The following is a 24,512-nucleotide window of genomic DNA, read 5'->3' on the forward strand; positions in this document are numbered from 1 at the left end:
TATTACCTAGTGAAGAGATATTTTTATATTTTATCTTTTTTCGATAGCAATAATATAAGGTGGGTTATTCTTTTGATTAATGAATTGATAATGCAGTACATGGGCTGTTTGTTGATCGATTGATTTTACAAATTCCATTACTTCATTAGACTCTACTTGACCTTCGGGATGTCCAGGATATACTACCAACACAATAATGCCATTTTTTTGAGTAATTTCAAAGAGTGATTCTATCGCTTTAATAGTAGTTGATGGATTAGTTGTAATTTTTTTATCGCCTTTAGGCAAGTATCCTAAATTGAAAATTGTTGCATCTATATAATTATGATCTTTACTTATAATAGAAGCAGCGTTTTCATGTCCTGTTTGATAATAATGAATGTGATTAAAAGTCTTTGTTTTTTCTTTAGCATTATTTATAGCATTTTCTTGTATATCGAATGCATAGACTTCACCATCTGTAACTTGGTTTGCAAGGAATAAAGTGTCGTTACCATTACCACATGTGGCATCTACAACAATGCTTTTAGTAGTAATATGAGAAGCTATTAGTTTTCTCGCGTATGGAAGAATACCATCAACGATCATGATTTAATTTGTTCTGCCTTTATAAATTTAGACCCTTGCATTGTGCCACGTTCTTTTAGTTCATTATCAATAGCATTTAATACTTCCCATTTATTAACACTCCACATAGGTCCAACCATCAAGTCGATTGGTCCATCTCCAGTTATACGATGAATAATCATTTCTTCAGGTAATATTTCGAGTTGATCGCAGACTAATTGTGTATAGTTATCTTGCGTCATAAATTCAAGCATACCTTTTTCATACTGTTTAACCATAGGCGTTCCTTTTAATAAATGGAGTAAATGAATTTTAATTCCTTGAACATCCATTTGAGCAACTTCTTTAGCTGTTTCCATCATCATATCGTAATCTTCACCTGGTAAACCGTTGATGATATGTGTACAAATATTGATATTATGTTTTCTAAGTTTAGCTATACCTTCGTAGTAACATTCCATATCGTGTGCACGGTTAATCAAATCGGATGTTTCTTGATGTACAGTTTGTAAACCTAATTCAACCCATAAATAAGTTCTTTCATTTAATTCAGCTAAATATTCTACTACATCATCTGGTAAACAATCGGGTCTTGTAGCAATTGACAAACCAACTACATTTTCTTCGGCTAAAGCTGCTTCATATTTCTCTCTTAAAACTTCTACTGGTGCATGTGTATTCGTGAAAGCTTGGAAATAAGCGATATATTTTCCTTCAGACCATTTTTCATGCATTTTATCTTTTATTTGTTTGAATTGCACATGTATTGGTTCTGCTCTATTACCTGCAAAATCACCACTGCCGGCTGCTGAACAGAAAGTACATCCGCCGTGTGCAACTGTGCCATCACGGTTAGGACAATCAAATCCACCATCTATAGCAATTTTAAATATTTTTTCACCAAATCTATTTCTTAAATGATAATTCCATGTATGATATCTTTTGTTATCAAACGCAAAACGGAATTGTTCTGTCATTTTATTTCACATCCTGTTCTACAAACTTATCTAAAGCATTTTAACATATTATATTGAACTTTTGCAGAAAAAGGTTTAGACTATTCGAATTGACAAAATCTGAGAGGAGGGTTGAAACCCTTGAAAATGCCTAAAATCGTTAAAATGTTAATTATAGGTATGGCTATCAATATTACGGGATCGAGTTTTTTGTGGCCGCTTAATACTATATATATGAATGAAGAATTAGGGAAGAGTTTAAGTACTGCTGGTGTCGTTTTGATGATTAACGCATTCGGTAGTGTTATTGGAAATTTATTAGGTGGAACTTTATTTGATAAAATTGGAGGGTTTCGATCTATTATTTTCGCCTCTATATTAAATATTTTGAGCTTAGTTGGTTTGAACTTCTTAAATGATTGGCCATGGTATCCATTTTGGTTAGTCATATTAGGGTTCGGCGGCGGTGTTATTGTGCCAGCTATTTATGCGATGGCAGCTGCAAGTTGGCCTAATGGAGGTCGTGCAACATTTAATGCAATTTATTTAGCTCAAAATTTAGGTGTATCCATCGGTGCAGCAGCTGGAGGGTTTGTTGCTGATTTCAGCTTTAGTTATATTTTTATGGCTAATTTATTATTATATGTTGTCTTTATCATCATAGCGCTTAAATATTACAATATTGATTTAGACATCCATGTAAAAAATGATGAAGGCATAACAAGTGCCGTTCATGTAAGAGACAAAAGGAAATTCACTGCACTTATATTATTATGTACGATGTTTAGTTTATGTTGGATCGGTTATGTTCAATGGCAAACGACTATCGCTACATATACTCAATCTGTAGGTATCTCTTTAAAACAATACAGTTTATTATGGACGATTAATGGTGTGCTTATTTTAGCTGGTCAACCTTTAATTGCACCAATCATAAACAGACTTAAAGAAAAATTGAAATTACAAATGTTTATAGGACTTACGATTTTTATTGTCAGTTACTTAGTTACAAGTATTGCAGAACAATTTACGATGTTTGTAGTAGGAATGGTAATTTTAACTTTGGGTGAAATGTTTGTATGGCCGGCAGTACCAGCTATCGCAAATCAATTAGCACCGAAAGGAAGAATGGGCGCTTATCAAGGAATCGTCAATGCTTTTTCAACAATAGGTAAAGCGTTTGGTCCAGTTGTCGGTGGTGTACTTGTCGATGTATTCGATATGAAAGCGATGTTCTATAGTATGATATTACTTATTCTAATTGGATATTATTTCTTATACATTTATGATAGAGGAATTTCGAAACAAGATTTGTCATAAAGTTAAATAAAACTTGCAAAATATATAGAAATTGCATAATATTAGGATGTATATAAGGCGTAGTCGCTTTAATGTGAATCTTAAGAGAGTCAGTGGTGCTGAGAACTGATGATATCCATTAAGTGAACTTATGAACAATTAATTATTTCTTAAAAGCAATCTTAAACCATATAAATGAAGTGCACTTTTTAGTGAATTCTGGGTGGTACCGCGGCATAATCATTAAAGTCGTCCCTACTGTTATTATGGTTGGGATGGCTTTTTTTATTTTATAGGAGGAACAAATAAATGAATTATAATCATCAAAAAATTGAAAAAAAATGGCAAGGATTTTGGGAAGAAAATAAAACATTTAAAGCTGACGATAATGTTGGACAGAAAAAATTCTATGCATTAGATATGTTTCCTTATCCATCTGGATCTGGCTTACACGTAGGTCATCCAGAGGGTTATACAGCTACTGACATTGTTTCAAGATATAAAAGAATGCAAGGCTATAACGTACTTCACCCTATGGGCTGGGACGCATTCGGTTTGCCAGCAGAACAATATGCTATAGATACAGGAAATGATCCTAAAGAGTTTACAGCTAAAAATATAGCTACATTTAAACGCCAAATTCAAGAATTAGGTTTCTCTTATGATTGGGACCGTGAAGTAAACACTACAGATCCAGAATATTATAAATGGACACAATGGATATTCATTCAATTATATAATAAAGGATTAGCTTATGTAGATGAAGTAGCAGTTAACTGGTGCCCAGCATTAGGAACTGTACTATCTAATGAAGAAATTGTTGACGGTGTTTCTGAACGTGGTGGACATCCAGTCGTGCGTAAACCTATGAGACAGTGGGTATTAAAAATTACAGAATACGCTGATCGTCTATTAGAAGACTTAGAAGATGTTGATTGGCCAGAATCTATTAAAGATATGCAAAGAAATTGGATTGGTAGATCAGAAGGTGCAGAATTAACATTTAATATTGATGATACTGATCTTTCATTTGATGTATTTACTACAAGACCTGATACAATATATGGCGCTACATTTGCCGTTCTTTCTCCAGAGCATCCTTTAGTAGATCAAATTACAAGTGAAGATGAAAAAGAAATAGTAGAAGCATATAAACTTTCTGCATCTCGTAAATCTGATTTAGAAAGAACAGATTTAGCAAAAGATAAAAGTGGTGTGTTTACAGGTGCATTTACTACTAATCCATTCACTGGCAAGAAAATGCCTATTTGGATTGCAGATTATGTATTAATTAGTTATGGTACAGGTGCTGTAATGGCTGTTCCTGCTCACGATGAGAGGGATGCTGAGTTCGCTGAGAAATTCAATTTAGACATCATAACTGTTTATAATGAAGACGGTAAAATGATTGATTCAGACGTGCTTAATGGCTTAACTAAAGAAGAAGCGGTGCCAAAAGCAATTGAATTGTTAGAAGAAAAAGGTATCGGTCAGAAAAAAGTAAGTTATAAATTAAGAGATTGGTTATTTAGTAGACAGCGTTATTGGGGAGAACCAATTCCTGTAATACATTGGGAAGATGGTACGATGACAACTGTTCCAGAAGAAGAATTACCACTGTTACTTCCAGAAACAGATCAAGTAAAACCATCAGGTACTGGAGAGTCACCACTTGCTAATATTGATGAGTTTATTAATGTAGTCGACCCTAAAACAGGAATGAAAGGTCGCAGAGAAACAAATACGATGCCACAGTGGGCAGGTAGTTGTTGGTATTATTTAAGATATATTGATCCACATAACGATGAACAATTAGCAGATCCAGAAAAACTAAAACATTGGCTGCCAGTAGATTTATATATCGGTGGAGTTGAACATGCAGTTCTTCATTTATTATACTCAAGATTCTGGCATAAAGTGCTTTACGATATCGGCGTTGTACCAACAAAAGAACCATTCCAAAAATTATACAATCAAGGAATGATTCTTGGTGAAGGTAATGAAAAAATGAGTAAATCTAAAGGCAATGTTGTAAATCCAGATGATATTGTTCGTTCACATGGTGCAGATACATTACGTTTATACGAAATGTTTATGGGACCACTTGATGCAGCAATTGCTTGGAGTGAAAATGGATTAGATGGTTCACGTCGTTTCTTAGACCGAATTTGGCGTTTACTTGTTTCTGAAGACGGGAACATTACAAGTAAGGTCGTAGAAGAAGCGACACCAGAGTTAGATAAAGTTTATAACCAAACTGTTAAAAAAGTTACAGAAGACTTTGATACATTGAACTTTAATACAGCAATCAGTCAAATGATGGTATTTATAAATGACTGTTACAAACAAGATCATATAAACAAATCATATGTTGAAGGATTCTTGAAAATGTTATCACCAATTGCGCCACATATTTCTGAAGAATTATGGCAAAAATTAGGTCACGCTGACACAGTAACATATGAAGAATGGCCAGTATTTGACGAAGCGCTATTAGTAGATAACGAAGTAGAAATAGTTATTCAAGTTAACGGTAAATTGAAAGATAAAGTAAAAATTTCTAAAGATTTAACTAAAGATGAAATGGAAGCAGTAGCTTTAGACAATGATAAAATAAAAGAAGCTATTGAAGGTAGGACAATACGTAAAGTGATTGCCGTACCTCAAAAATTAGTTAACATCGTTGCAAATTAATCAATTAGGAGTGTTCTAGCTATGAAAGAAATTACAGTAACAGAATTAGCGAGCAAAATAACATCTAATAATCCAATAAACATTGTTGATGTACGAGAAGATCATGAAGTAGCATTAGGTATGATTCCAGGTGCGAAACATATACCGATGGGCGAAATACCAAATGAATTAAACCATTTTGATAAGAACGAAACATACTACGTTGTATGTGCAGGTGGTGTTAGAAGCGCTAATGTTGTCGATTATTTAAACGACCATGATATTGATGCTGTTAATATAGAAGGCGGCATGAATGAGTGGGGCGATGACGGTTTAGAAAATAAAAGAGTTTAAATAAAATAAATCACCCAATCCGTTGGAATCATTTTCGGATTGGGTGATTTTATATTTCTGATTTTGTTATTCATATATTGAAGCATTATATCCTGCTACATAACCCGTGACTAATGCGCTCGTTATATTATATCCACCTGTATACCCATGAATATCTAAAACTTCTCCAGAGAAAAACAACCCAGAACATATTTTAGATTGCATCGTATGAGGTTCTATTTCTTTAATATTTACGCCACCACCTGTTACAAATGCTTTATCAATAGGTAAAGTTCCGTTAACAGTAAATGTAAATGCTTTAAGATTTTGTACAAACGTTTTGATGGCTTGCTGTGATAAATGATGATATGTCACATCTATGTCTACTTCAGACTGTTCTAATATAAAGTGTAAATATCTTTCTTGAACGAGACCTTTTAAAGCATTTTTTATTGCTTTATTAGGCTCATCTTTTAATTTTTTGACGATTTGTTGCTCTAACTCGTGTGCACTTATTTCTGGAAAAGCATCGATAGACATCTGTATTTCATTTTTCTTTTGTGATTGTTGTTCTTTGTAAATAAATTGACTACATCTCAAAGCTGCTGGCCCTGAAACACCAAAGTGTGTAAACAACATATCCATGTGATGTGTGATTCTAGGTTTGCCATTTTTCTTTAAAACAGAAAGTCCTATATTTTGCAGGCTTAGTCCTTGTAATGTTTTGTTTTTAATGAAGGGTTCACTAGATTTTATAGGGACTTCTGTTGGGAAAAGATCAGTTATTGAATGTCCAATATGTTCTGCGAATTTATAACCATCACCTGTAGAACCTGTGTGTGGTACGCTACATCCACCTGATGCAATAATGACAGTGCGTGAGGGGATAAACGTTCCGTCTTGTAATGTCACACCTGTAATTTGTTGATTTTCACTTTCTATTGATGATACGGTAGTTTCTTGACGTATTTCTACACCATTTTCTTTAATGGCATTCACAAGCGCTTCGACAACGTCTTGTGCACGGTTAGATACGGGAAACATACGACCATGATCCTCTTCTTTTAACTTTACTTCACGAGACTCAAAAAATTGTATGATAGACTCATTGTCAAAAGTTGAGAAAGGGCTATATAGAAACTTTCCATTTCCGGGAATGTTTTTTATAATTTCTTCATAAGGTAAACGGTTTGTAACATTACATCTACCGCCACCTGAAATACGAAGTTTACGACCTAGTCCTTTTTTCTTTTCGATTAATAAAACGCTGTTCCCTTGAGCACTTGCACTATAAGCAGCCATTAAACCACTAGGTCCAGCGCCAATTATTATTGTATGATACATAAGTTACCTCCATAAGTCGATGTAATAATATTTTAACGAATAATGTGTCTTTAAAAAAGTAGTAGAATAGAAATAAACCTGTTATTATTAAATTTAAAAGTAAATTAGATAGGGATGAAATTATGTCAGAAAGTAAAGCGCTCGTAAGAGGAACCTTCCTTCTTACAGCTAGTATTTTAATAACGAAAGTCATAGGTATACTTTATTTAATACCTTTCTACGCGATTATTGGCGACGAAAAAAATCTTGCACCATTTACATATGCTTATCAACCATACACAATCATGATAACAATCGCAACTGCTGGCGTACCTTTAGCAGCAGCAAAATATGTATCTAAATATAATGCGCTCGGTGCATATAAAGTAAGTAGGAAACTGTATCAATCAAGTTTTATTGTTATGTCCATTTCAGGTATTATCGGATTTCTACTTCTATACTTCTTATCACCTACAATTGCTCAATTAACATTAGCAAATAAAGGTGGAATAGAAGGCGGTTGGCAAATAGATGATATTACGACTGTTATTAGAACAATCAGTTTCGTAGTATTATTCATTCCTTTGTTAGCAACATGGAGAGGTATTTTCCAAGGTTTCAATTCAATGGGTCCAACAGCAGTTTCAGAAGTTACTGAACAAGTTGCACGTATTGCTTTTATTTTGGGCGGTAGTTACATCGTATTATATGTGATGGACGGTTCAGTCCTAATGGCTAACCAAGTTGCGACATTCGCAGCAGGAATAGGTGCCATAATAGCCCTATTAACATTACTATATTTTTGGGTTAAAAGAAGACATTTCATTAAAGCTGAAGTTGAACAAGATACGAGTGATATTGATGTTTCGTATTTCAAAATTTATAAAGAAATTATTAAATATAGTATACCGTTTGTTATTGTCAGTTTATGTTTCCCAATTATTAATTTAATTGATCAATTTACGCATAATACTGGATTAGCTATGGCAGGTGTGAATAGTGAATTGCACGATATATACTTCACGATGTTGAGTATGACTACAAATAAAATTGTTATGATTCCAACTTCATTAGCAGCTGGTTTTGCGGTTAGTTTAGTTCCTTTTATAACAAACACTTACAACTCGGGTAGAATCGATGCTATGCATCATCAAATAAGGAAATCTTTAGGCGTATTACTTTATTTAACTGTACCTGCTTCATTGGGCATTATGGTACTTGCACAACCTTTATATAACGTGTTTTATAGTTATAGCCCAATGGGAACTGAAATTCTATTTTGGTATGCACCAGTCAGTATTTTAATCGCCTTATTATCTGTAACAGCTTCAATGTTACAAGGAATCGATAAACAAGCTTTAACAGTATGGATTGTAATCGTATCTTTAATTGTAAAAGCTGTAATTAATTTACCATTAATTATGATGTTCCATACTTTAGGTGCGGTGTTAGGTACTGCAATTGCATTACTCATTGCAGTGATTTTAAACTGTTTAGTACTTTGGAAATATGCAGACTTTAAATTTAACATTACAATTTATCACACGTTAAGAATTACTTTCTATACGATTATAATGGTTCTCTTAGTAGAATTAAGTTATTTTATCGTATCACTATTTATTGACCCAACAACTAAATTAGGTGCGTTAATTGTACTTATTGTCGGAGGTTGTGTCGGTGTAGTTGTATATGGATTTTTAACAATGCGCGCTCGACTAGCAGATGAATTTTTAGGCGAAGTCACTTCTAAAATTAGACGTAAAATTAAGTGGGTGTAAATGATGAGATTAGATAAATTTTTAGCAAATTCAGGAATTGGTACACGTAAAGAAGTGAAAAAATTCCTTAAGAAAAACTTAGTAAAAGTAAATGATGTAATCGCTAAAAAACCTGAAATGCATATTAATCCTGAAGAAGATATTATAACATTTGATGATATTCCTATTGAATATGAGCCAGTTGTTTACTTAATGATGAATAAACCAGCAGGGTATGTATCAGCTACAGAAGATGACGAGCATGAAACAGTGATCGATATTGTTCCTGAATATATGCACTTAGATTTGTTCCCTGTAGGTCGATTAGATAAAGATACTGAGGGATTACTGTTGTTAACGAATGATGGCAAGTTCTCTCATCAGCTTATGAGTCCAAAGCATAGAGTTCCTAAAAGATACTATGCAGAAGTTGATGGACATATTAACGAAGATGCAATAAAGAAATTTGAAAAAGGAATTGATTTAGGCGATTTCACATCTTCACCTAGTGAATTGGAAATAATCGAGAGTGGGGAAAGTTCCAAAGCGATTGTGACAATTTATGAAGGTAAGTTCCATCAAGTTAAAAGAATGTTCCATTCAATAGACTGTGAAGTCACATATTTAAAACGACTACAAATTGCAAGTTTAGAACTCGATGAGCAATTAGAATTAGGGGAATATAGACATTTGATGGAAGAAGATTTCAAACTTTTAAATTTATAAGGTTAAAATGTTTATAACTATATTGTAAGGGTATATTAATTAATATTAACTAAATAGAGGTGGATACAAATGGCTAAAAAAGCAGGATTATTTAGAACGTTAGTTGTATTAGGAGGAACTGCAGCAGCAGTCGTATTATCTAAAAAAGATAATAGAGATAAATTAAAAGATGAATACGGTAAGTACAAAGAAGACCCAGAGAATTACAAAGAAAACGCTAAACAAAAAGCAAATGATTTAAAAGGGAAAGCACAAGACGAATATTCTAAATATAAAGAAGACCCAACTTCTTACAAAGAATCAGCTAAAGTAAAAGCTAAAAGTGAATTACAAAAAGCAAAAGAAAATCCTAAAGGATATGCTTCTAATGCTAAATCTCGTCTTAAAAAAGAAGATCAAGAGCCAATCGATCAAAGAGAAGCTAAATTTGATGATGAAGGCGGAACAGCTAATAACAATTTAAGAGTTGTTACAGAAGAAGACTTAAAAAAATAATAGAATAACGAAAAGACCGATAGTTTTTCCGGTCATAGACTGTCAACAAAGTCACCGACTTTGTTGACAGTTTTTTTATCTATAAGCTTTGAACAATCATATTGTCATCTCGTATTTTAGTCAACAGAGGTTGTGTTGGTAGATTTGTTGGCAAATTTCTTATGGGAAATAATTTTAATAAAATTATTTCGTTATAAATGACCATAGCCGTACGTAAAAGGAAATAACTTTTGAATCAAAAAAATAGAAAATTATCAGTATTTCTATTTCATATTTACAAAAATATCATGTATTATATAGATAACTATTCAACTTAAGAAAGAGATGATTTTCGATGTGGAGAAATAAAGTTAAAGAATATGAAGAAGATATTATTAATGATTTAAAGGGGCTCTTAAGCATCGAAAGCGTTAGAGATGATGCAGCAAGTACATACGACGCGCCAGTTGGATCTGGTCCAAAAGAAGCATTGAATTATATGTATCAACTAGGTGAAAGAGATGGATTTTCTTATGTAGATATCGAAAATATTGTCGGGAGAATTGAAGCAGGTAAAGGTGACGAATTATTAGGTATACTTTGCCATGTTGATGTTGTACCTGCTGGAGCAGGTTGGGATACTGATCCATTTGAACCAGTTGAAACAGAAAACACAATAATAGCTCGTGGTACTTTAGACGATAAAGGGCCAACAATAGCAGCGTATTATGCAGTTAAAATACTGGAAGATATGAAAGTTGATTGGAAGAAAAGGATACATATCATTGTAGGTACAGATGAAGAATCTGATTGGAAATGTACAGACAGATATTTTGAAACAGAAGAAATGCCTTCTGTTGGTTTTGCACCGGATGCTGAATTCCCATTAATTCATGGAGAAAAAGGTATCGTAACATTTAATATATTGCAATCAGGATATGTTGAAGATAATGATGAACCAGAAGTAGAATTAAAAGCATTTTTCTCAGGAGAAAGATTTAATATGGTTCCTGATACTGCTCAAGCTAAATTACTCATTAAAGAACAAATGACGAATGTTGTACAAAAATTCGAATCATTTTTAAATGAGCATGAAATTGAAGGAGAAACTTCAATTGATGAAGGGTTCTTAACTTTAATTGTACACGGTAAATCAGCTCATGGTATGGATCCTACGCTAGGAATCAATGCAGGTTTATTACTGATTCAATTCTTAAATGAATTAAATTTAGATAAATATGCGAGTTCATACGTTAAATTTGCTAATGACTATTTAGTTGATTCTCCAAAAGGCGAAAAAATGGGTATGAAATTTGCTACTGAAGAAATGGGAGAAGTAACAACTAATACAGGTATAATGAGTTATACAGATGTAGACGGTGGTCAATTTGGCGTTAATTTAAGATATCCAGAGGGCTTTAACTTTGATCAGTCTTTAACTCGTTTCTCTGAAGAAGTCACTGAAAAAGGCTTTGAAATAGAAATGGACAAACACCAATTACCTCATTACGTTGATAAAAACGATCCATTTATAGAGAAGTTATTATCAGCTTATAGAGAGCAAACTGGGGATCAATCCGGACCATTCACAATTGGTGGCGGAACATACGCTCGAAATTTAGATAAAGGTGTCGCTTTTGGTGCAATGTTTAAAGAATCAGAAGATTTAATGCATCAAAAAAATGAATATATTACAAAAAAACAGTTATTTAATGCAACTGCAATTTATTTAGAAGCAATATACAATGTCTGTGTAAAGGGTGAAGAGTAATGACATATATTTTTATAAACGATGAATTTGTTGACGAATCAGAAGGAAAAATCAATTATTCTGACAGAGGATATAACTTTGGTGATGGTATATATGAATATATACGTATTTATGACGGCAAAGTATTCACATCTAAAGAACATTATGAAAGATTGTTTAGAAGTGCGAAAGAAATCGGTTTAAACTTAGAAGGTTATTCTGTTGAAGGATTAACAGAAGTAACAAAAACGTTAGCGGCAAAGAATAACGTCGTAAATGGTGGGGTATACATCCAAGTTACACGTGGTGTTGCACCTCGTAATCATCCATTTCCTGATGCAAGCACTAAACCAGTATTTTCTGCTTTTTCAAAAAGCTATGATAGACCATATGAAGAATTAAAAAATGGTGTAAAAGCGATTACTGTAGATGATATTAGATGGTTAAGATGCGATATAAAGAGTTTGAATTTACTAGGTAACGTGTTAGCTAAAGAAAAAGCGGCACAAAATGGTGCTGCCGAAGCAATCATGCATAGAGATCAAACTGTTACAGAAGGTAGCTCAAGCAACGTATATGCTGTTAAAGGCGGCAAAATATATACACATCCTGCAAACAACTTAATATTAAATGGTATTACGAGACGTATTATTAAAAAATCAGCAGAAGCATTAAATATTCCATTTATTGAAGAAGCATTTACATTAGATTTCCTAAATGATGCTGATGAAGTGATTATTTCAAGTACATCTATTGAAGTTATGCCTGTTATTCAAGTAAACGATAACAAAATCGGTGACGGTAAAGTAGGTCAAATTACGAAACAATTACAAAAATCATTTGATAATTATATAGAGTCGGAAGCATAAAAATATTTTAGTGTAAATTTAAAATCTCAACCAAACCACATGAATACTGAATTTATTAGACATATTATATATGAATAGGTTCAAAATACTCGAAAGTTTTCATTTATGAGGTTGAAATCTTAACCAAAAGATAATAAAATTTAATACAAGCGCACTAAAATAACAAAAATTAAACGAAATTTTTAAGATTAAAATATGACTCTTGAAAAGTAATATTCTTGAGTCTTTTTCTTTTTCTGAAAGTGAGGTGGATAGGTTGGAACATTTTTATCAATTAGGATGGACGTTAGACTCAGCAGGTGGAGCATCTGGTGAAGCATATATGGCAGAACAAGATGGCCGCAAGCTCTTCCTAAAACGTAATTCAAGTCCTTTTTTAACAGCGTTATCTGCTGAAGGTATCGTACCTAAATTAGTCTGGACTAAAAGGATCGAAACAGGAGAAGTTGTAACTGCACAACATTGGAAAAATGGTAGAGAGTTAGTCCAAGATGAAATGAATTCTAACCGTGTTGCCAAACTTCTTAAAAAAATACATTCTTCTAAACAATTATTAAATATGCTTAAACGCATGGAAATGAAACCTATGCATCCAGAGCTATTATTTAAGAAAATCAATAGTTCTTTATCTAGACATGTCTTAACAAATAGAACTGTAAGAAAGGCATTGCTATATTTAGAAGATAATATGCCTACACTTGATAGCAGATTTTATACTGTTATACATGGCGATGTTAATCATAACAATTGGTTATTATCAGACCAAGATGAACTGTTCCTAGTCGATTGGGAAGGTGCAATGATTGCAGATCCAGCTATTGATATCGGCATGATATTGTATACTTATGTCGATGAAAATGACTGGGCAGATTGGTTATGTAAATATGGAATTAACGATACTCATGATTTGAAAAAACGTATGAAATGGTACACGTTAATTCAAGCTATCGCGATGATAGAATGGTACGAAGAGAAAAAGCGATATAATGATATGAATGATTGGTTAAACTTCTTAAATGAAGTGATGACAAGAAATGTATTTATATAAGGAGCTACTTTGAATGAGAATGAGAAATAAACCTTGGGCTGATGATTTTTTGAAAGATCATCCCAATTTAGTAGATGTAGATCAAAATCATCAATATAAAATGGCTGAATGGTTTGATAAAGATCAGCCAATTCATATTGAAGTTGGAACTGGTATGGGAAGGTTTATCACTGAAACAGCCAAGCAAAATCCTAATATTAATTATGTAGCAATTGAAAAAGACAAAAATGTTATGGTCAGAGTTTTAGAAAAAGTTAAAGAAATGGAATTAGACAATCTCAAATTAATCAATCAAGATGCAAAATTGTTAACTGAGTATTTTGTCGAAAATGAAGTTTCAAGAATATATCTTAACTTTTCTGACCCATGGCCTAAAACACGTCATGCAAAACGTAGATTAACACACTCGTCCTTTTTAGAAATATATCAGCACATTTTGAAAAAAGACGGTCAAATACACTTTAAAACTGATAATCAAAAATTGTTTGAATACAGTTTAGAAAGTATGTCGCAGTATGGTATGTCATTTGATTATATAAACTTGAATTTACATGAAGAAGAACCAGAAGATAATATTCGTACAGAGTATGAAGATAAATTCTCAAACAAAGGATTTAGAATTAATCGAATGGAAGCAAGCTTTAAATAAAAATAAGAGGTTGGGACAATTAATTTGTTCCAACCTCTTATTTTTATTTATTCTTTTGCCAATCTTGAATATAATAATGTTATTCAAGATGGAGGTGGAATAATGAACAGTCATAAATACTTATTAGCATTGCAAAACCGAATTATCCAAGAAGACCTTGATGGAGAATTGAAAAATTATATTAAAGGTCTTGAAGGGGAAAATTATTTTAAGATGATTTTAGAAGAACATGAAGTAAAAAATTTTATTCATGATATAAACTTGAATATAAAGAGTAGAGTACAAATCGATTTTTTAGTCGTCACTGACACAACAATTTTCCATTTAGAGATCAAACACTATTCAGGAGACTATAGTATACAAGACGGACAGCTACTTAATGATTACGGTAATATGTTTTACAGTCCTTTCCAACAAATTCAGCGAGCAAACTACGAAATTAGCCACATTATATCTCACTATAATATTAAACGAGCATTAAAATCTTTTCTCATTTTCACAAACCCACAATTTACATTAAAAACAGCTAAACCAAGTAATTTTAATATTTTATTGCCAACAGAATTACACAAACTAGCATACATGTTTAAAGATGACTACTCAGAAGAAAATTCCGAAATTATAAATATATTTAAAAAAGAAAATAAAGACTTTTCTAAGTTCTATAACAATATTAATAAAGTACCGTTGAAACATTTACGTCCAGGCCTAAAATGCCCTCGCTGTAATAAGTTAAACCACATGTTAGTTGAGGACAATAAAAAGACAATCATTTGTCAAAGCTGTCACTATAGAGGAGATAGACAATACGTTTATTTATACAATTTAAAAGAACTATATATATGTAAAAAAGAACCATTTACTTTAGACGATGCTCAGAAATGGTGTGGAGTAAGTAATAACCTCACTATTAGAAGAGTTTTGGATAAATATTTTAAGTCATATAATAAAAAGCCAAAAATTTATTACTTAAGTAACGAGTAATGATAGAACTTTTTAATGTTTTTGGGGTGAATTTATCAAGTCAGGGTCCACATGATAAATAGCACCCCACATATTATATTTCTCCTCACAACTTTATTAAATATCCAGGCTACTAATCTTGAAAGATGTTCGATAAACCAATTAATGATAAAATAAAATTAAATGATTGGAGGGGAAAATTATGTTGAATATAGGTGATTTTAAATTGTATCCATTACAAGGTGGTATTACTCAAATGGATGGTGGTGCGATGTTTGGTGTTGTACCTAGAGCTTTGTGGTCGAAAAAGTATCCACCTAATGATCTTAATCAAATACCTCTCGTTACACATCCGATATTTGTTCAAACTGAAGGACACAATATTATTATTGATGCTGGTATGGGTAATGGTAAGTTAACTGATAAGCAAAAAAGGAACTATGGTACGACTTATGAAAGTGATATCGAACATTCATTAAAACAATTTGATATTGGCATAGACGATATAGATATTGTAATTATGTCACATATGCATTTTGATCATGCGTGTGGTCTGACTACTCCTGATGGTCAATCTGTATTTAAAAATGCGACGATTTATACGTCTCAAATTGAATGGAATGAACTAAGGTCACCAAACATTAGAAGTAAAGCTACATATTGGGAAGAAAATTATAAAGGCATTGAACATCAAGTTATAACATTTGTTGGTAGTATGGAAATTATTCCTGGTATAACTATGCGTCATACGGGTGGACATAGTGCTGGTCATAGTGTTATTGAATTGGAAAGTAACGGTATGAAGGCTGTTCATATGGCAGATATTTTGCCAACATTAGCCCATTTAAATCCGTTGTGGGTTACAGCTTATGATGATTATCCAATGGATTCCATTGATGCTAAAGAAAGACTTCTACAAAAATATATTAAAGAAGATTATTGGTTTGTATTTTATCATGATGCAAATCATTTTGCTGTCCGTATTGATGAACAAACAAGGGGAATTAAAGAAGACATTAGAAGGGATGATTTAATTGAAATATAACTTTGATGAAGTAATAGATAGAAGGGGTACTGCAACAATAGCGTATGAAGGTCAACGGAAAGTATATGACTACGAAAATTTAGAGCCATTCTGGATTGCCGATATGGATATTAAAACGCCTGACTTTATTATCGATCATTTAAAAAACAAATTAGATCAAGCGCATTTTGGTTATTTAGTATGGAAACAAGAAGAATACTTAAATGCAATTAAGCATTGGTACAAAACGAGATTTTCTGTGAACGTCCAGAAAAATGATATTTATTATGTACCAAGCATTTTGTTTACGGTAACTGAAGTCATTCGTGAATTTACAAAAGAAGGTGAAGGCGTATTAATTCATACACCTGCATATAATGCATTTTTAAATTTGATTGAAGGTAATAAAAGAGTAGCAGTCGAATCACCATTAATAACAACAGACAATGGATATGAATTGGACCATGAACAATTTGAAAAGGTGGCAGCACGAGAAGATGTTAAAGTACTTGTTCTCTGTAATCCACATAATCCTACTGGTAAAGTATGGACGAAAGAAGAATGTGCCTTTATGAAAGAAGTTTGTGAAAAGCACGATGTCTTTATTGTATCTGATGAAATCCATATGGACTTTGTAAGAAGTGATAAAGGATTTTACTCAATGGCAAATGAGATGAAATTAGATTCACCGATAGTAGTTGTAACGGGGTTAGGAAAAACATTTAATTTAGCTAGTTTAGCAAGTAGTTTTATGATGACAAAGCATAGATACTTCACATTACAATTCAATAGAAAGCTTGCAACTTACTATGGTTTAGCTGCTGCTAATACACTTGCAGTTGAGGCTGTAAAAGTAGCGTATACACAAGCAAGTGATTGGGTAGACCAATTAAATCAGCATATTGATAAAAACATGACGCTATTAGAGGAATTTATAAAGAATGAGATGTCCGACCAATTAAGCTTCATTAAACCAGAATCTACATATTTAGCTTGGATTGATTTTGCTAAAAGTGGATTTAACGAAAGTGACGTTCAAAAAGCGTTACAATCGGTAGGGAAATTAGCAACCGGTATTGGAAATTCATATGAACTTGGTGAGAGTCATCACTTTAGAATGAATTTAGCTTGTAGTGAAGATAAATTGATCAGTGGATTAGAAGCTATTAAAAAATCGTTTGATGCTTTAGAAAATGATGAAATATAAAAAACATGATGTACAATTAAGTACATCATGTTTCATTAAATGATATTAAATTTCGTAAATATCAATGACTTGGCCATTAAAAGCATCAGCAATGAATTCGTAGTGTACAAGTTTGTCATCTTTATTTACAGAAATGCCACCATGTACTACTTTTGTTTCAATACCGAATTTTTGGTAGGTCTTTGGGATATGTAAGATATAAGATGCTTCAACATTGTTAAATTCTTTTTTTACTTGTTTAAGTATTTCTTCACAATTATAAAGTTTAAACTGTTTGAAGTAGATGATACTAGCAAGAACACTTATTCCTGTAAAAACAGAAAAGATTAATATGACGAAGCGTAACTTATTATTTTGCATGACCATGCCTCCTTTTTCTTAAATTTAGTTTAACACAAAGCTAGTATGATAGATAAATATTTAAATGAGGAGATTCATAATGACACAAATTAGACAAGAAACACTTACTAGAATGAAAGAACTCACTGAATTACACGCAGTTCCTGGATTTGAAAATGAAGTACGTGAATACTTAAAAGAAAAAATGGCACCATATGTTGATGAAATCATTGGAGATAATATGGGGAGTATTTATGGTGTTAAAAAATCTAAAAAAGAAAATGCACCTAAAGTATTAGTAGCAGCACATATGGATGAAATCGGGTTTATGGTTACTGAAATGACAAAAGAGGGTATGTTAAAATTTACAGCACTTGGTGGCGTTTCATCAGATGTGTGGTTATCTCAAACTTTACAGTTAAAAACCCGAGAAGGTCGTTACTATAACGGAGTAGTTGGAAGTATACCTAAACATTTTAGAACAGGTAAAGAAACAGGCGTTTCTATTGCTGACATGTTATTAGATGTTGGAGCTGAGAGTTTAGACCAATTAAAAGAAATGGGTATTAAAATTGGTGATACGATAGTTCCACGTACAGATTTTGAAAGATTAACTGAAAATAGGGTGTTAGCTAAAGCTTGGGATAATAGATATGGATGTCTCGTCGGCTTAGAGTTGTTAGAACAATTGAAGGATAAAGAACTAGATGTCGATTTATATGTTGGCGCAAATGTTCAAGAAGAAGTTGGTTTAAGAGGTGCTTCAGCAAGTGTTAACCTTATTCAACCTGATTTAGCTTTAGTAGTAGATTGTTCACCTGCAAATGATATGAAAGGTCATATCGGTTTATCTGGAGCTTTAGGTAAAGGTGTGTTAATTAGAATACTAGATCGTACGATGATTCTTTCAGAAAGAATGAGAGATTATTTAATTGATACTGTTGAAGAAAAAGAGATTGAACATCAATATTTCCAATCACCAGGTGGTACAGATGGAGGAGAAATTCATAAATCTTTAACAGGTATTCCAACAGCAGTAATAGGTGTATGTGCAAGGTATATTCATACAAGTAAAGCTATTTATGATGTAAGAGATTACTTAAGTGCAAAAACATTGCTCGAAGAATTAGTATTAGATTTAAGTTCAGAAAAGATTGAATATTTGAAATTTAATTAATCCAGATTATAGTAATTGACAGTAGTTGGATTTCGGTCTAAACTATGTTTATTCCGATTAGGATACTAAGAATAGAGGGATGTATAAATGAAAAAAGGTATATTTTTAATTATTGCATTAATAATAGTGTTAGCTGCTTGTGGGAACGGCAATGACTCTAAAGAAAGTAGCAGTAAGAAAGATGATAAAACATTAGTAGTTGGTACAGAAGGTACTTACTCACCGTTTAGCTATCATGATAAAAATGACAAGTTAACGGGTTATGATGTAGAAGTTACTAAAGCAGTAGCAAAAGAAATGGGTTATAAAGTTAAGTTTAAAGAAACACAATGGGATTCAATGTTTGCAGGTTTAGATGCAGGACGCTTTGATATGGTTGCGAACCAAGTAGGTATTAATGATGAGAGAAAAGCTAAATACAAATTCTCGGATCCATATACTTATTCAAAAGGTGTATTAGTAGTTAATGAGAATAATACAGATATTAAGTCATTTGATGATGTAAAAGGTAAAAAGCTTGCTCAAACTTTAACATCTAATTATGGTCAACTTGCTAAATCTAAAGGTGCAGATATTACGAAAGTAGATGGTTTCAACCAAGCTATGGATTTATTACAATCTAAACGTGTTGAAGGTACATTTAATGATAATGTTTCATATTTAGATTATAAAAAGCAAAAACCAAATGCTAAAATCAAAGCTATTGAAGGCGATGCAGAACAAAGTCAATCAGCATTTACTTTTAGTAAAAAAGAAGATGACAAAGTTATTAAAGACTTCAATAAAGGCTTGAAAACATTAAAAGATAATGGCGAATTAGAAAAAATAAGTAAGAAATGGTTTGGCGATAATGTTTCAGAGCCTAAATGATGAACAACTTCATGCATTAAATGCTGCCAAACAAGCTTTTTTACCTATGCTAGAAGGTTTAGTTAAATATTCTATACCTATAACGTTAGTTACTTTTGTTATTGGTTTAATTTTAGCTTTACTTACTGCTTTGATGCGTATTTCTAGTAGCAAAGTACTTAAAGGGATTGCCCGTTTTTATGTTTCAATCATTAGGGGTACACCTATGATTGTTCAATTATTCATTATCTTTTATGGTATCCCCGAATTAGGTAGATTGGTAACAGGTAATGCAGAGAATCAACTCACCTTGTCACCGGTTATAGCTGCAATTATAGGTCTGTCACTTAATGTAGGTGCATATGCATCTGAAATATTAAGAGGTGGCATTATGTCGATACCTAAAGGACAGACAGAAGCAGCGTATTCAATTGGTATGAACTATAAACAAACAGTGCAACGAATTATACTACCTCAAGCAATTAGAGTGTCCATACCAGCTTTAGGTAATACTTTCTTAAGCTTAATAAAAGACACTTCATTATTAGGTTTCATTTTAGTAGCTGAAATGTTTAGAAAAGCGCAAGAAGTGGCATCTACTACGTATGAATTTTTAACAATTTATGTATTAGTTGCGATTTTATATTGGATCGTATGTTTCATTATATCAGTCATCCAATCTTACTATGAATCTTATATTGAAAGAGGGTATCGCTCATGATTGAACTTCAAAATATAAAAAAATCTTTTAATGATGTAGAAGTAATCAAAGGGATTAATCTTTCAGTAGATAAAGGTGAAGTGATCACTTTAATAGGTAGATCTGGTTCTGGTAAAACGACATTGTTAAGAATGATAAATGCTTTAGAGATTCCAACTGAAGGTACAGTGTTTGTAAATGGCGAAACATATACATCCAATAATAAAAAAGCTCAAATTAAAGTTAGAAAACAGTCTGGTATGGTTTTCCAAAATTACAACTTGTTTCCACATAAAACAGCGATTGAAAATGTAATGGAAGGCTTAATCACTGTTAAAAAAATGAACAAGCAAAAAGCTTATGATGAAGCACTCCAACTTTTAATAAAAGTTGGGTTAGAAAGTGTTAAAGATCAAAGACCACATGCTTTATCTGGAGGACAACAACAACGTGTTGCAATTGCACGAGCATTAGCTATGAACCCTAAAGTTATGCTTTTTGATGAACCGACATCAGCATTAGATCCTGAACTTGTTAATGATGTACTTAAAGTTATTAAAGATCTAGCTAACGAAGGTATGACAATGGTCATTGTTACGCATGAGATGCGATTTGCAAGAGAAGTTTCAGATAGAATGATATTCATAAATGATGGATTGATAGGTGAAGAAGGTGAACCAGAAACATTGTTCACTCAGCCTAAAACAGATGCATTAAAAAAATTCCTTAATGTTATAGAAGTATAGTGAATTCTATAAAAGTACATGTAATTATTTGAAATTAAATAATTACATGTACTTTTTTATAGTATAATCTTTTTTAAGGAGTGTGAATAAATGGAGAAAGTAAAATCATTTTTCAATAGAACAATAATCGATGGTCTTAGTTTTATGGCTTTAGGTTTATTTAGTACTTTAATTGTTGGACTCATTATAGAAACGCTAGGTCAGACTTTAAATACATACTTCGATACATCGATTATGATAGAGATAGGAAAATTAGCTCAAACATTAACTGGAGCTGGGGTAGGGGTAGCTGTTAGTTATGGATTAGGCGCCTCACCATTGATTATATTTACAACAGCTGTTACAGGAATGTATGGTTACGAGCAAGGTGGCGCTGTAGGTAGTTATTTAGCTTCAGTAGTTGCAAGTGAATTAGGTAGATTTTATTCTGGTAAAACTAAAATTGATATTATTTTGTCACCAATTTTAACGCTATTTATTGGTACATGTATTGCGAAATTTGTAGCACCTTTTATAGATATATTTATGAAAGAATTGGGTAGTTGGATTCAATTAAGTACTGAACAGCAGCCTTTGTTAATGGGGATGTTCGTAAGCTTTTTAGTAGGTATCACTTTGAGTAGTCCGATTTCCAGCGCTGCGTTAGCTTTAATGCTCGGCTTAAGTGGCACTGCAGCAGCGGCGGCGACAATTGGCGGATGTTGTCATATGATTGGCTTTGCAGTAACGAGTTATAGAGACAACGGCATTTCAGGGGTAATTGCTCACGGTATAGGAACAAGTAAATTACAAATTCCTAATTATTTAAAACAACCATTTATATTAATTCCCCCTGTAGTTGCAAGTTTAGTAGTGGCACCGATTATGACGGTCTTTTGGCCGATGGAAAATAATGCAGCAGGCGCAGGTATGGGGTCAAGTGGGCTTGTAGGTCAAATTATGACGATCAAGACAATGGGCAGCTCAACTGAAGTCTTGTTACAAATCGCATTTTTCCACTTTTTATTACCGGCAGTAATCTGTTTATTTGTTTATCAATTATTAAGAAAGTATCATATAATAAAAGATGGTCAACAATCTCTAATGATAGGAAGTGTCAAAAAATGAAGCAATTGACTTCAATTGAAGAATTTAAAACTTTAATTAATGAACCAACTATATTTATGTTTACAGCATCTTGGTGTCCAGATTGTCACTTTATTGATCCGGATTTACCAGCACTTGAAGAAAAGTATAAACAATATCAATTCGTATCTGTAGATAGAGATGAGTTTATTGATTTATGTAAAGAAGTGGATGTTATGGGTATTCCGAGTTTCATCGCTTATGATAAAGAACAAGAATTAGGAAGATATGTAGGCAAAGAACGTAAAACAATTCCTCAAATCAGTTCATTTATTGATGGATTAAGCGAATAAAATAATAGAAAAAAAGCAGGTCGAAAAAAAGTTTCTTTTATTTTCGATTTACCTGCTTTTTTATTTTATTTAAGTTGATTTATATATGTTTATCACTGTTACATAACTGTGTTTTGTTGTAAACTATATAGAGGTATAAAAATAGGAGTGTTAAGTATGAACGTCTTTCAAATGAGAGATTTATTAAAAGATCGCTTGAAATCATTAGATGCAAATTTCAAGTTTGATAGAGAAAATGAAAGTTTAAGAATAGAAAGAATCGATAATCAAAAAGGACTCTCTGTAAAACTAGCTCCGATTATTGCTAAATATAAGGATAAAGGTGATAAAACAATAGAAGAAATTGTTTATTACGTAACAGAGACTATAAACGCAATGCAAGATGAATCTACTAAAGAAATTAATAAAATTGAAATTTTACCGGTTATAAGGTCTACAAGTTTCCATAAAGAAACTAAAGAAGGTAAACCTTTTTTAATTGATGAACACACAGCTGAGACGAACGTTTATTATGCATTAGATTTAGGGAACACTTATCGCTTAATTGATGAATCTATGCTAGAAGAACTTAAATTAACTAAAGAACAAATTAAAGAACAAGCGCTATTTAACATTAAAAAAAGAAAAACAACATATAAATCTGATGAAGTCCAAGGCAATACATTTTATTTTGTAAATACAAATGATGGTTATGATGCTTCTAGAATCTTAAACCAGACATTCTTACAAGATGTTTATAAAAACATTGAAGGGGAAATGTTATTAGCTACGCCACATCAAGATGTATTAGTTATTTGTGATATAAAGAATGAAATTGGCTATGATATCGTTGCTCAAATGACGATGTCATTTTTCCAAAATGGACTTGTTCCAATCACTTCTTTATCTTTCTCTTATACACCTGAAAAGCCTTTAGAACCAATCTTTATCTTAGGTAAAAATCATTCGCGTAAGAGAAATCAAGAAGTAATTGATCGTCTTGAAAAGAATAGAGAAATATTTAAAAATATGAAAAATAATAAAAAATAAACAATACAAACTGTAAGGAGTTTACAAAAATGAATTTATTTTATAACAAAAATGGCGTTGGCGATGTTCTAATGGTTACGATAGACCCTGTAACAGAGGGATTAGTGTATGAATACGAAAATGATATCACGATTATTAAAAGTGAAAGTAATGTTGTAGGTTTCAATATATTTAATGCTTCTAAATATGTTCAGTTAGAAGGTAATGGAAACATTAAAGTTCAAGAAAAACATATCAATAGTATACAAGATTTATTAGAAAAGAATCATATCGACTATAAGCTAGAAGCTGATTTATCACCTAAATTTGTAGTAGGGTATGTAACAGAAAAATCAAAACATCCAGATGCTGATAAATTATCTATCTGCCAAGTTGACGTTGGAGATGAAACATTACAAATTGTTTGTGGTGCACCAAATATTGACCAAGACCAAAAAGTAGTAGTAGCTAAAGTAGGAGCTGTTATGCCTAGTGGTATGATTATTAAAGATGCAGAATTACGCGGTGTTCCTTCTACTGGTATGATATGTTCTATGAAAGAACTTGATTTGGAAGGTGCTCCAAATGAAAAAGGTATAATGGTATTAGAGGATAGTTATACTGTAGGAACACCATTTTTTGAAGACGAAAGGTAGT

25 protein-coding genes are annotated in these 24,512 nt (G+C 32.3%); 21 read left to right on the plus strand and 4 right to left on the minus strand.

Features of this window, described 5'->3' with window-relative positions; translation table 11 throughout:
- Nucleotides 1-30: 30 nt before the first annotated feature.
- Nucleotides 31-588: a tRNA 5-(aminomethyl)-2-thiouridylate-methyltransferase MnmM gene (gene mnmM / locus LQ598_RS00625; RefSeq protein ID WP_016911973.1), complete on the minus strand. Its 558-nt coding sequence runs from the start codon at nt 586-588 to the stop codon at nt 31-33.
- Nucleotides 585-1,544, minus strand: coding sequence for a tRNA modification radical SAM protein MnmL/YtqA (mnmL, locus tag LQ598_RS00630; RefSeq protein ID WP_107556999.1), 960 nt, complete (start codon nt 1,542-1,544; stop codon nt 585-587). The genes mnmM and mnmL overlap by 4 nt, the downstream gene beginning before the upstream one ends.
- Nucleotides 1,545-1,664: 120 nt before the next feature.
- Here mnmL and LQ598_RS00635 point away from each other — a divergent pair, with 120 nt between their 5' ends.
- The 3 genes from LQ598_RS00635 (at nt 1,665) to LQ598_RS00645 (ending at nt 5,849) form a co-directional block, all read left to right on the plus strand.
- Nucleotides 1,665-2,843, plus strand: a complete 1,179-nt coding sequence (locus LQ598_RS00635) for an MDR family MFS transporter (RefSeq protein ID WP_107556998.1) — start codon at nt 1,665-1,667, stop codon at nt 2,841-2,843.
- A gap of 288 nt (nt 2,844-3,131) precedes the next feature.
- On the plus strand, nt 3,132-5,516 hold the full coding sequence (gene leuS / locus LQ598_RS00640) for a leucine--tRNA ligase (protein ID WP_107556997.1): 2,385 nt from the start codon (nt 3,132-3,134) through the stop codon (nt 5,514-5,516).
- Between the two features lie 21 nt (nt 5,517-5,537).
- Complete coding sequence (locus LQ598_RS00645; protein WP_016911977.1) at nt 5,538-5,849, plus strand: rhodanese-like domain-containing protein; 312 nt, start codon at nt 5,538-5,540, stop codon at nt 5,847-5,849.
- A gap of 66 nt (nt 5,850-5,915) precedes the next feature.
- Here LQ598_RS00645 and LQ598_RS00650 read toward each other — a convergent pair whose 3' ends face one another.
- Nucleotides 5,916-7,172 carry a BaiN/RdsA family NAD(P)/FAD-dependent oxidoreductase gene (locus tag LQ598_RS00650; RefSeq protein ID WP_103322719.1) on the minus strand — a complete coding sequence of 419 codons (1,257 nt, stop codon included), beginning with the start codon at nt 7,170-7,172 and terminating at the stop codon, nt 5,916-5,918.
- Between the two features lie 122 nt (nt 7,173-7,294).
- Between LQ598_RS00650 and LQ598_RS00655 the strand changes: the two genes are divergently transcribed.
- The 10 genes from LQ598_RS00655 (at nt 7,295) to LQ598_RS00700 (ending at nt 17,618) form a co-directional block, all read left to right on the plus strand.
- Nucleotides 7,295-8,929, plus strand: a complete 1,635-nt coding sequence (locus tag LQ598_RS00655) for a putative polysaccharide biosynthesis protein (protein WP_016911979.1) — start codon at nt 7,295-7,297, stop codon at nt 8,927-8,929.
- A 3-nt stretch (nt 8,930-8,932) separates the two neighbouring features.
- The gene (locus tag LQ598_RS00660) at nt 8,933-9,634 is read left to right on the plus strand and encodes a pseudouridine synthase (protein ID WP_026023226.1); all 702 of its coding nucleotides are present in this window, start codon (nt 8,933-8,935) and stop codon (nt 9,632-9,634) included.
- A 69-nt stretch (nt 9,635-9,703) separates the two neighbouring features.
- The gene (locus LQ598_RS00665) at nt 9,704-10,129 is read left to right on the plus strand and encodes a YtxH domain-containing protein (RefSeq protein WP_016911981.1); all 426 of its coding nucleotides are present in this window, start codon (nt 9,704-9,706) and stop codon (nt 10,127-10,129) included.
- A gap of 334 nt (nt 10,130-10,463) precedes the next feature.
- Nucleotides 10,464-11,879, plus strand: a complete 1,416-nt coding sequence (gene pepV, locus LQ598_RS00670) for a dipeptidase PepV (RefSeq protein ID WP_239745112.1) — start codon at nt 10,464-10,466, stop codon at nt 11,877-11,879.
- Complete coding sequence (gene dat, locus LQ598_RS00675) at nt 11,879-12,727, plus strand: D-amino-acid transaminase (protein ID WP_107556995.1); 849 nt, start codon at nt 11,879-11,881, stop codon at nt 12,725-12,727. Before pepV ends, dat begins: the two co-directional genes overlap by 1 nt.
- A 256-nt stretch (nt 12,728-12,983) precedes the next feature.
- Nucleotides 12,984-13,775, plus strand: coding sequence for a phosphotransferase family protein (locus tag LQ598_RS00680; protein WP_239745113.1), 792 nt, complete (start codon nt 12,984-12,986; stop codon nt 13,773-13,775).
- A gap of 13 nt (nt 13,776-13,788) precedes the next feature.
- Nucleotides 13,789-14,424: a tRNA (guanosine(46)-N7)-methyltransferase TrmB gene (gene trmB / locus LQ598_RS00685; RefSeq protein ID WP_016911985.1), complete on the plus strand. Its 636-nt coding sequence runs from the start codon at nt 13,789-13,791 to the stop codon at nt 14,422-14,424.
- A 102-nt stretch (nt 14,425-14,526) separates the two neighbouring features.
- Nucleotides 14,527-15,408, plus strand: coding sequence for a nuclease-related domain-containing protein (locus tag LQ598_RS00690; RefSeq protein ID WP_107559109.1), 882 nt, complete (start codon nt 14,527-14,529; stop codon nt 15,406-15,408).
- Nucleotides 15,409-15,589: 181 nt separating this feature from the next.
- Nucleotides 15,590-16,432, plus strand: coding sequence for a YtnP family quorum-quenching lactonase (locus tag LQ598_RS00695; RefSeq protein WP_107556992.1), 843 nt, complete (start codon nt 15,590-15,592; stop codon nt 16,430-16,432).
- Nucleotides 16,422-17,618 (plus strand): MalY/PatB family protein, encoded by a 1,197-nt coding sequence (locus LQ598_RS00700; protein WP_103322713.1) that lies wholly within the window; start codon nt 16,422-16,424, stop codon nt 17,616-17,618. Before LQ598_RS00695 ends, LQ598_RS00700 begins: the two co-directional genes overlap by 11 nt.
- A 45-nt stretch (nt 17,619-17,663) precedes the next feature.
- On the opposite strand, the gene LQ598_RS00705 is transcribed toward LQ598_RS00700, so the two are convergent.
- A complete protein-coding gene (locus LQ598_RS00705) occupies nt 17,664-17,978 on the minus strand; it encodes a hypothetical protein (RefSeq protein WP_016912067.1) in 315 nt (104 codons plus the stop codon).
- A 79-nt stretch (nt 17,979-18,057) separates the two neighbouring features.
- Between LQ598_RS00705 and LQ598_RS00710 the strand changes: the two genes are divergently transcribed.
- From LQ598_RS00710 to ytpR, 8 genes are all read left to right on the plus strand, one after another.
- On the plus strand, nt 18,058-19,134 hold the full coding sequence (locus LQ598_RS00710) for a M42 family metallopeptidase (protein WP_016912068.1): 1,077 nt from the start codon (nt 18,058-18,060) through the stop codon (nt 19,132-19,134).
- Nucleotides 19,135-19,221: 87 nt separating this feature from the next.
- Nucleotides 19,222-20,004, plus strand: coding sequence for an amino acid ABC transporter substrate-binding protein (locus tag LQ598_RS00715; protein ID WP_016912069.1), 783 nt, complete (start codon nt 19,222-19,224; stop codon nt 20,002-20,004).
- Entirely contained in the window at nt 19,985-20,704 is a 720-nt protein-coding gene (locus LQ598_RS00720; protein ID WP_016912070.1) for an amino acid ABC transporter permease, read from the plus strand. Before LQ598_RS00715 ends, LQ598_RS00720 begins: the two co-directional genes overlap by 20 nt.
- Nucleotides 20,701-21,429 (plus strand): amino acid ABC transporter ATP-binding protein, encoded by a 729-nt coding sequence (locus LQ598_RS00725; RefSeq protein WP_016912071.1) that lies wholly within the window; start codon nt 20,701-20,703, stop codon nt 21,427-21,429. Before LQ598_RS00720 ends, LQ598_RS00725 begins: the two co-directional genes overlap by 4 nt.
- Before the next feature lie 90 nt (nt 21,430-21,519).
- Nucleotides 21,520-22,536: a PTS sugar transporter subunit IIC gene (locus LQ598_RS00730; protein WP_016912072.1), complete on the plus strand. Its 1,017-nt coding sequence runs from the start codon at nt 21,520-21,522 to the stop codon at nt 22,534-22,536.
- Nucleotides 22,533-22,847 carry a thioredoxin family protein gene (locus tag LQ598_RS00735; RefSeq protein ID WP_107559108.1) on the plus strand — a complete coding sequence of 105 codons (315 nt, stop codon included), beginning with the start codon at nt 22,533-22,535 and terminating at the stop codon, nt 22,845-22,847. The genes LQ598_RS00730 and LQ598_RS00735 overlap by 4 nt, the downstream gene beginning before the upstream one ends.
- Before the next feature lie 156 nt (nt 22,848-23,003).
- Nucleotides 23,004-23,876, plus strand: coding sequence for a DUF1444 domain-containing protein (locus LQ598_RS00740; protein WP_016912074.1), 873 nt, complete (start codon nt 23,004-23,006; stop codon nt 23,874-23,876).
- Nucleotides 23,877-23,905: 29 nt separating this feature from the next.
- A complete protein-coding gene (ytpR, locus tag LQ598_RS00745; RefSeq protein ID WP_107536883.1) occupies nt 23,906-24,511 on the plus strand; it encodes a YtpR family tRNA-binding protein in 606 nt (201 codons plus the stop codon).
- Nucleotide 24,512: the final 1 nt, after the last annotated feature.

Source organism: Mammaliicoccus sp. F-M27, assembly GCF_022387115.1.
Taxonomy (GTDB): Bacteria; Bacillota; Bacilli; order Staphylococcales; family Staphylococcaceae; genus Mammaliicoccus; species Mammaliicoccus vitulinus.

Bases quoted from the DNA above. Each gene is read 5' to 3' on its own strand.
- mnmM (WP_016911973.1), bottom strand. From the start codon at position 588: ATGATCGTTGATGGTATTCTTCCATACGCGAGAAAACTAATAGCTTCT.
- mnmL (WP_107556999.1), bottom strand. From the start codon at position 1,544: ATGACAGAACAATTCCGTTTTGCGTTTGATAACAAAAGATATCATACA.
- leuS (WP_107556997.1), top strand. From the start codon at position 3,132: ATGAATTATAATCATCAAAAAATTGAAAAAAAATGGCAAGGATTTTGG.
- LQ598_RS00645 (WP_016911977.1), top strand. From the start codon at position 5,538: ATGAAAGAAATTACAGTAACAGAATTAGCGAGCAAAATAACATCTAAT.
- LQ598_RS00650 (WP_103322719.1), bottom strand. From the start codon at position 7,172: ATGTATCATACAATAATAATTGGCGCTGGACCTAGTGGTTTAATGGCT.
- LQ598_RS00655 (WP_016911979.1), top strand. From the start codon at position 7,295: ATGTCAGAAAGTAAAGCGCTCGTAAGAGGAACCTTCCTTCTTACAGCT.
- LQ598_RS00660 (WP_026023226.1), top strand. From the start codon at position 8,933: ATGAGATTAGATAAATTTTTAGCAAATTCAGGAATTGGTACACGTAAA.
- LQ598_RS00665 (WP_016911981.1), top strand. From the start codon at position 9,704: ATGGCTAAAAAAGCAGGATTATTTAGAACGTTAGTTGTATTAGGAGGA.
- pepV (WP_239745112.1), top strand. From the start codon at position 10,464: ATGTGGAGAAATAAAGTTAAAGAATATGAAGAAGATATTATTAATGAT.
- dat (WP_107556995.1), top strand. From the start codon at position 11,879: ATGACATATATTTTTATAAACGATGAATTTGTTGACGAATCAGAAGGA.
- trmB (WP_016911985.1), top strand. From the start codon at position 13,789: ATGAGAATGAGAAATAAACCTTGGGCTGATGATTTTTTGAAAGATCAT.
- LQ598_RS00690 (WP_107559109.1), top strand. From the start codon at position 14,527: ATGAACAGTCATAAATACTTATTAGCATTGCAAAACCGAATTATCCAA.
- LQ598_RS00695 (WP_107556992.1), top strand. From the start codon at position 15,590: ATGTTGAATATAGGTGATTTTAAATTGTATCCATTACAAGGTGGTATT.
- LQ598_RS00705 (WP_016912067.1), bottom strand. From the start codon at position 17,978: ATGCAAAATAATAAGTTACGCTTCGTCATATTAATCTTTTCTGTTTTT.
- LQ598_RS00710 (WP_016912068.1), top strand. From the start codon at position 18,058: ATGACACAAATTAGACAAGAAACACTTACTAGAATGAAAGAACTCACT.
- LQ598_RS00715 (WP_016912069.1), top strand. From the start codon at position 19,222: ATGAAAAAAGGTATATTTTTAATTATTGCATTAATAATAGTGTTAGCT.
- LQ598_RS00720 (WP_016912070.1), top strand. From the start codon at position 19,985: ATGTTTCAGAGCCTAAATGATGAACAACTTCATGCATTAAATGCTGCC.
- LQ598_RS00725 (WP_016912071.1), top strand. From the start codon at position 20,701: ATGATTGAACTTCAAAATATAAAAAAATCTTTTAATGATGTAGAAGTA.
- LQ598_RS00730 (WP_016912072.1), top strand. From the start codon at position 21,520: ATGGAGAAAGTAAAATCATTTTTCAATAGAACAATAATCGATGGTCTT.
- LQ598_RS00735 (WP_107559108.1), top strand. From the start codon at position 22,533: ATGAAGCAATTGACTTCAATTGAAGAATTTAAAACTTTAATTAATGAA.
- LQ598_RS00740 (WP_016912074.1), top strand. From the start codon at position 23,004: ATGAACGTCTTTCAAATGAGAGATTTATTAAAAGATCGCTTGAAATCA.
- ytpR (WP_107536883.1), top strand. From the start codon at position 23,906: ATGAATTTATTTTATAACAAAAATGGCGTTGGCGATGTTCTAATGGTT.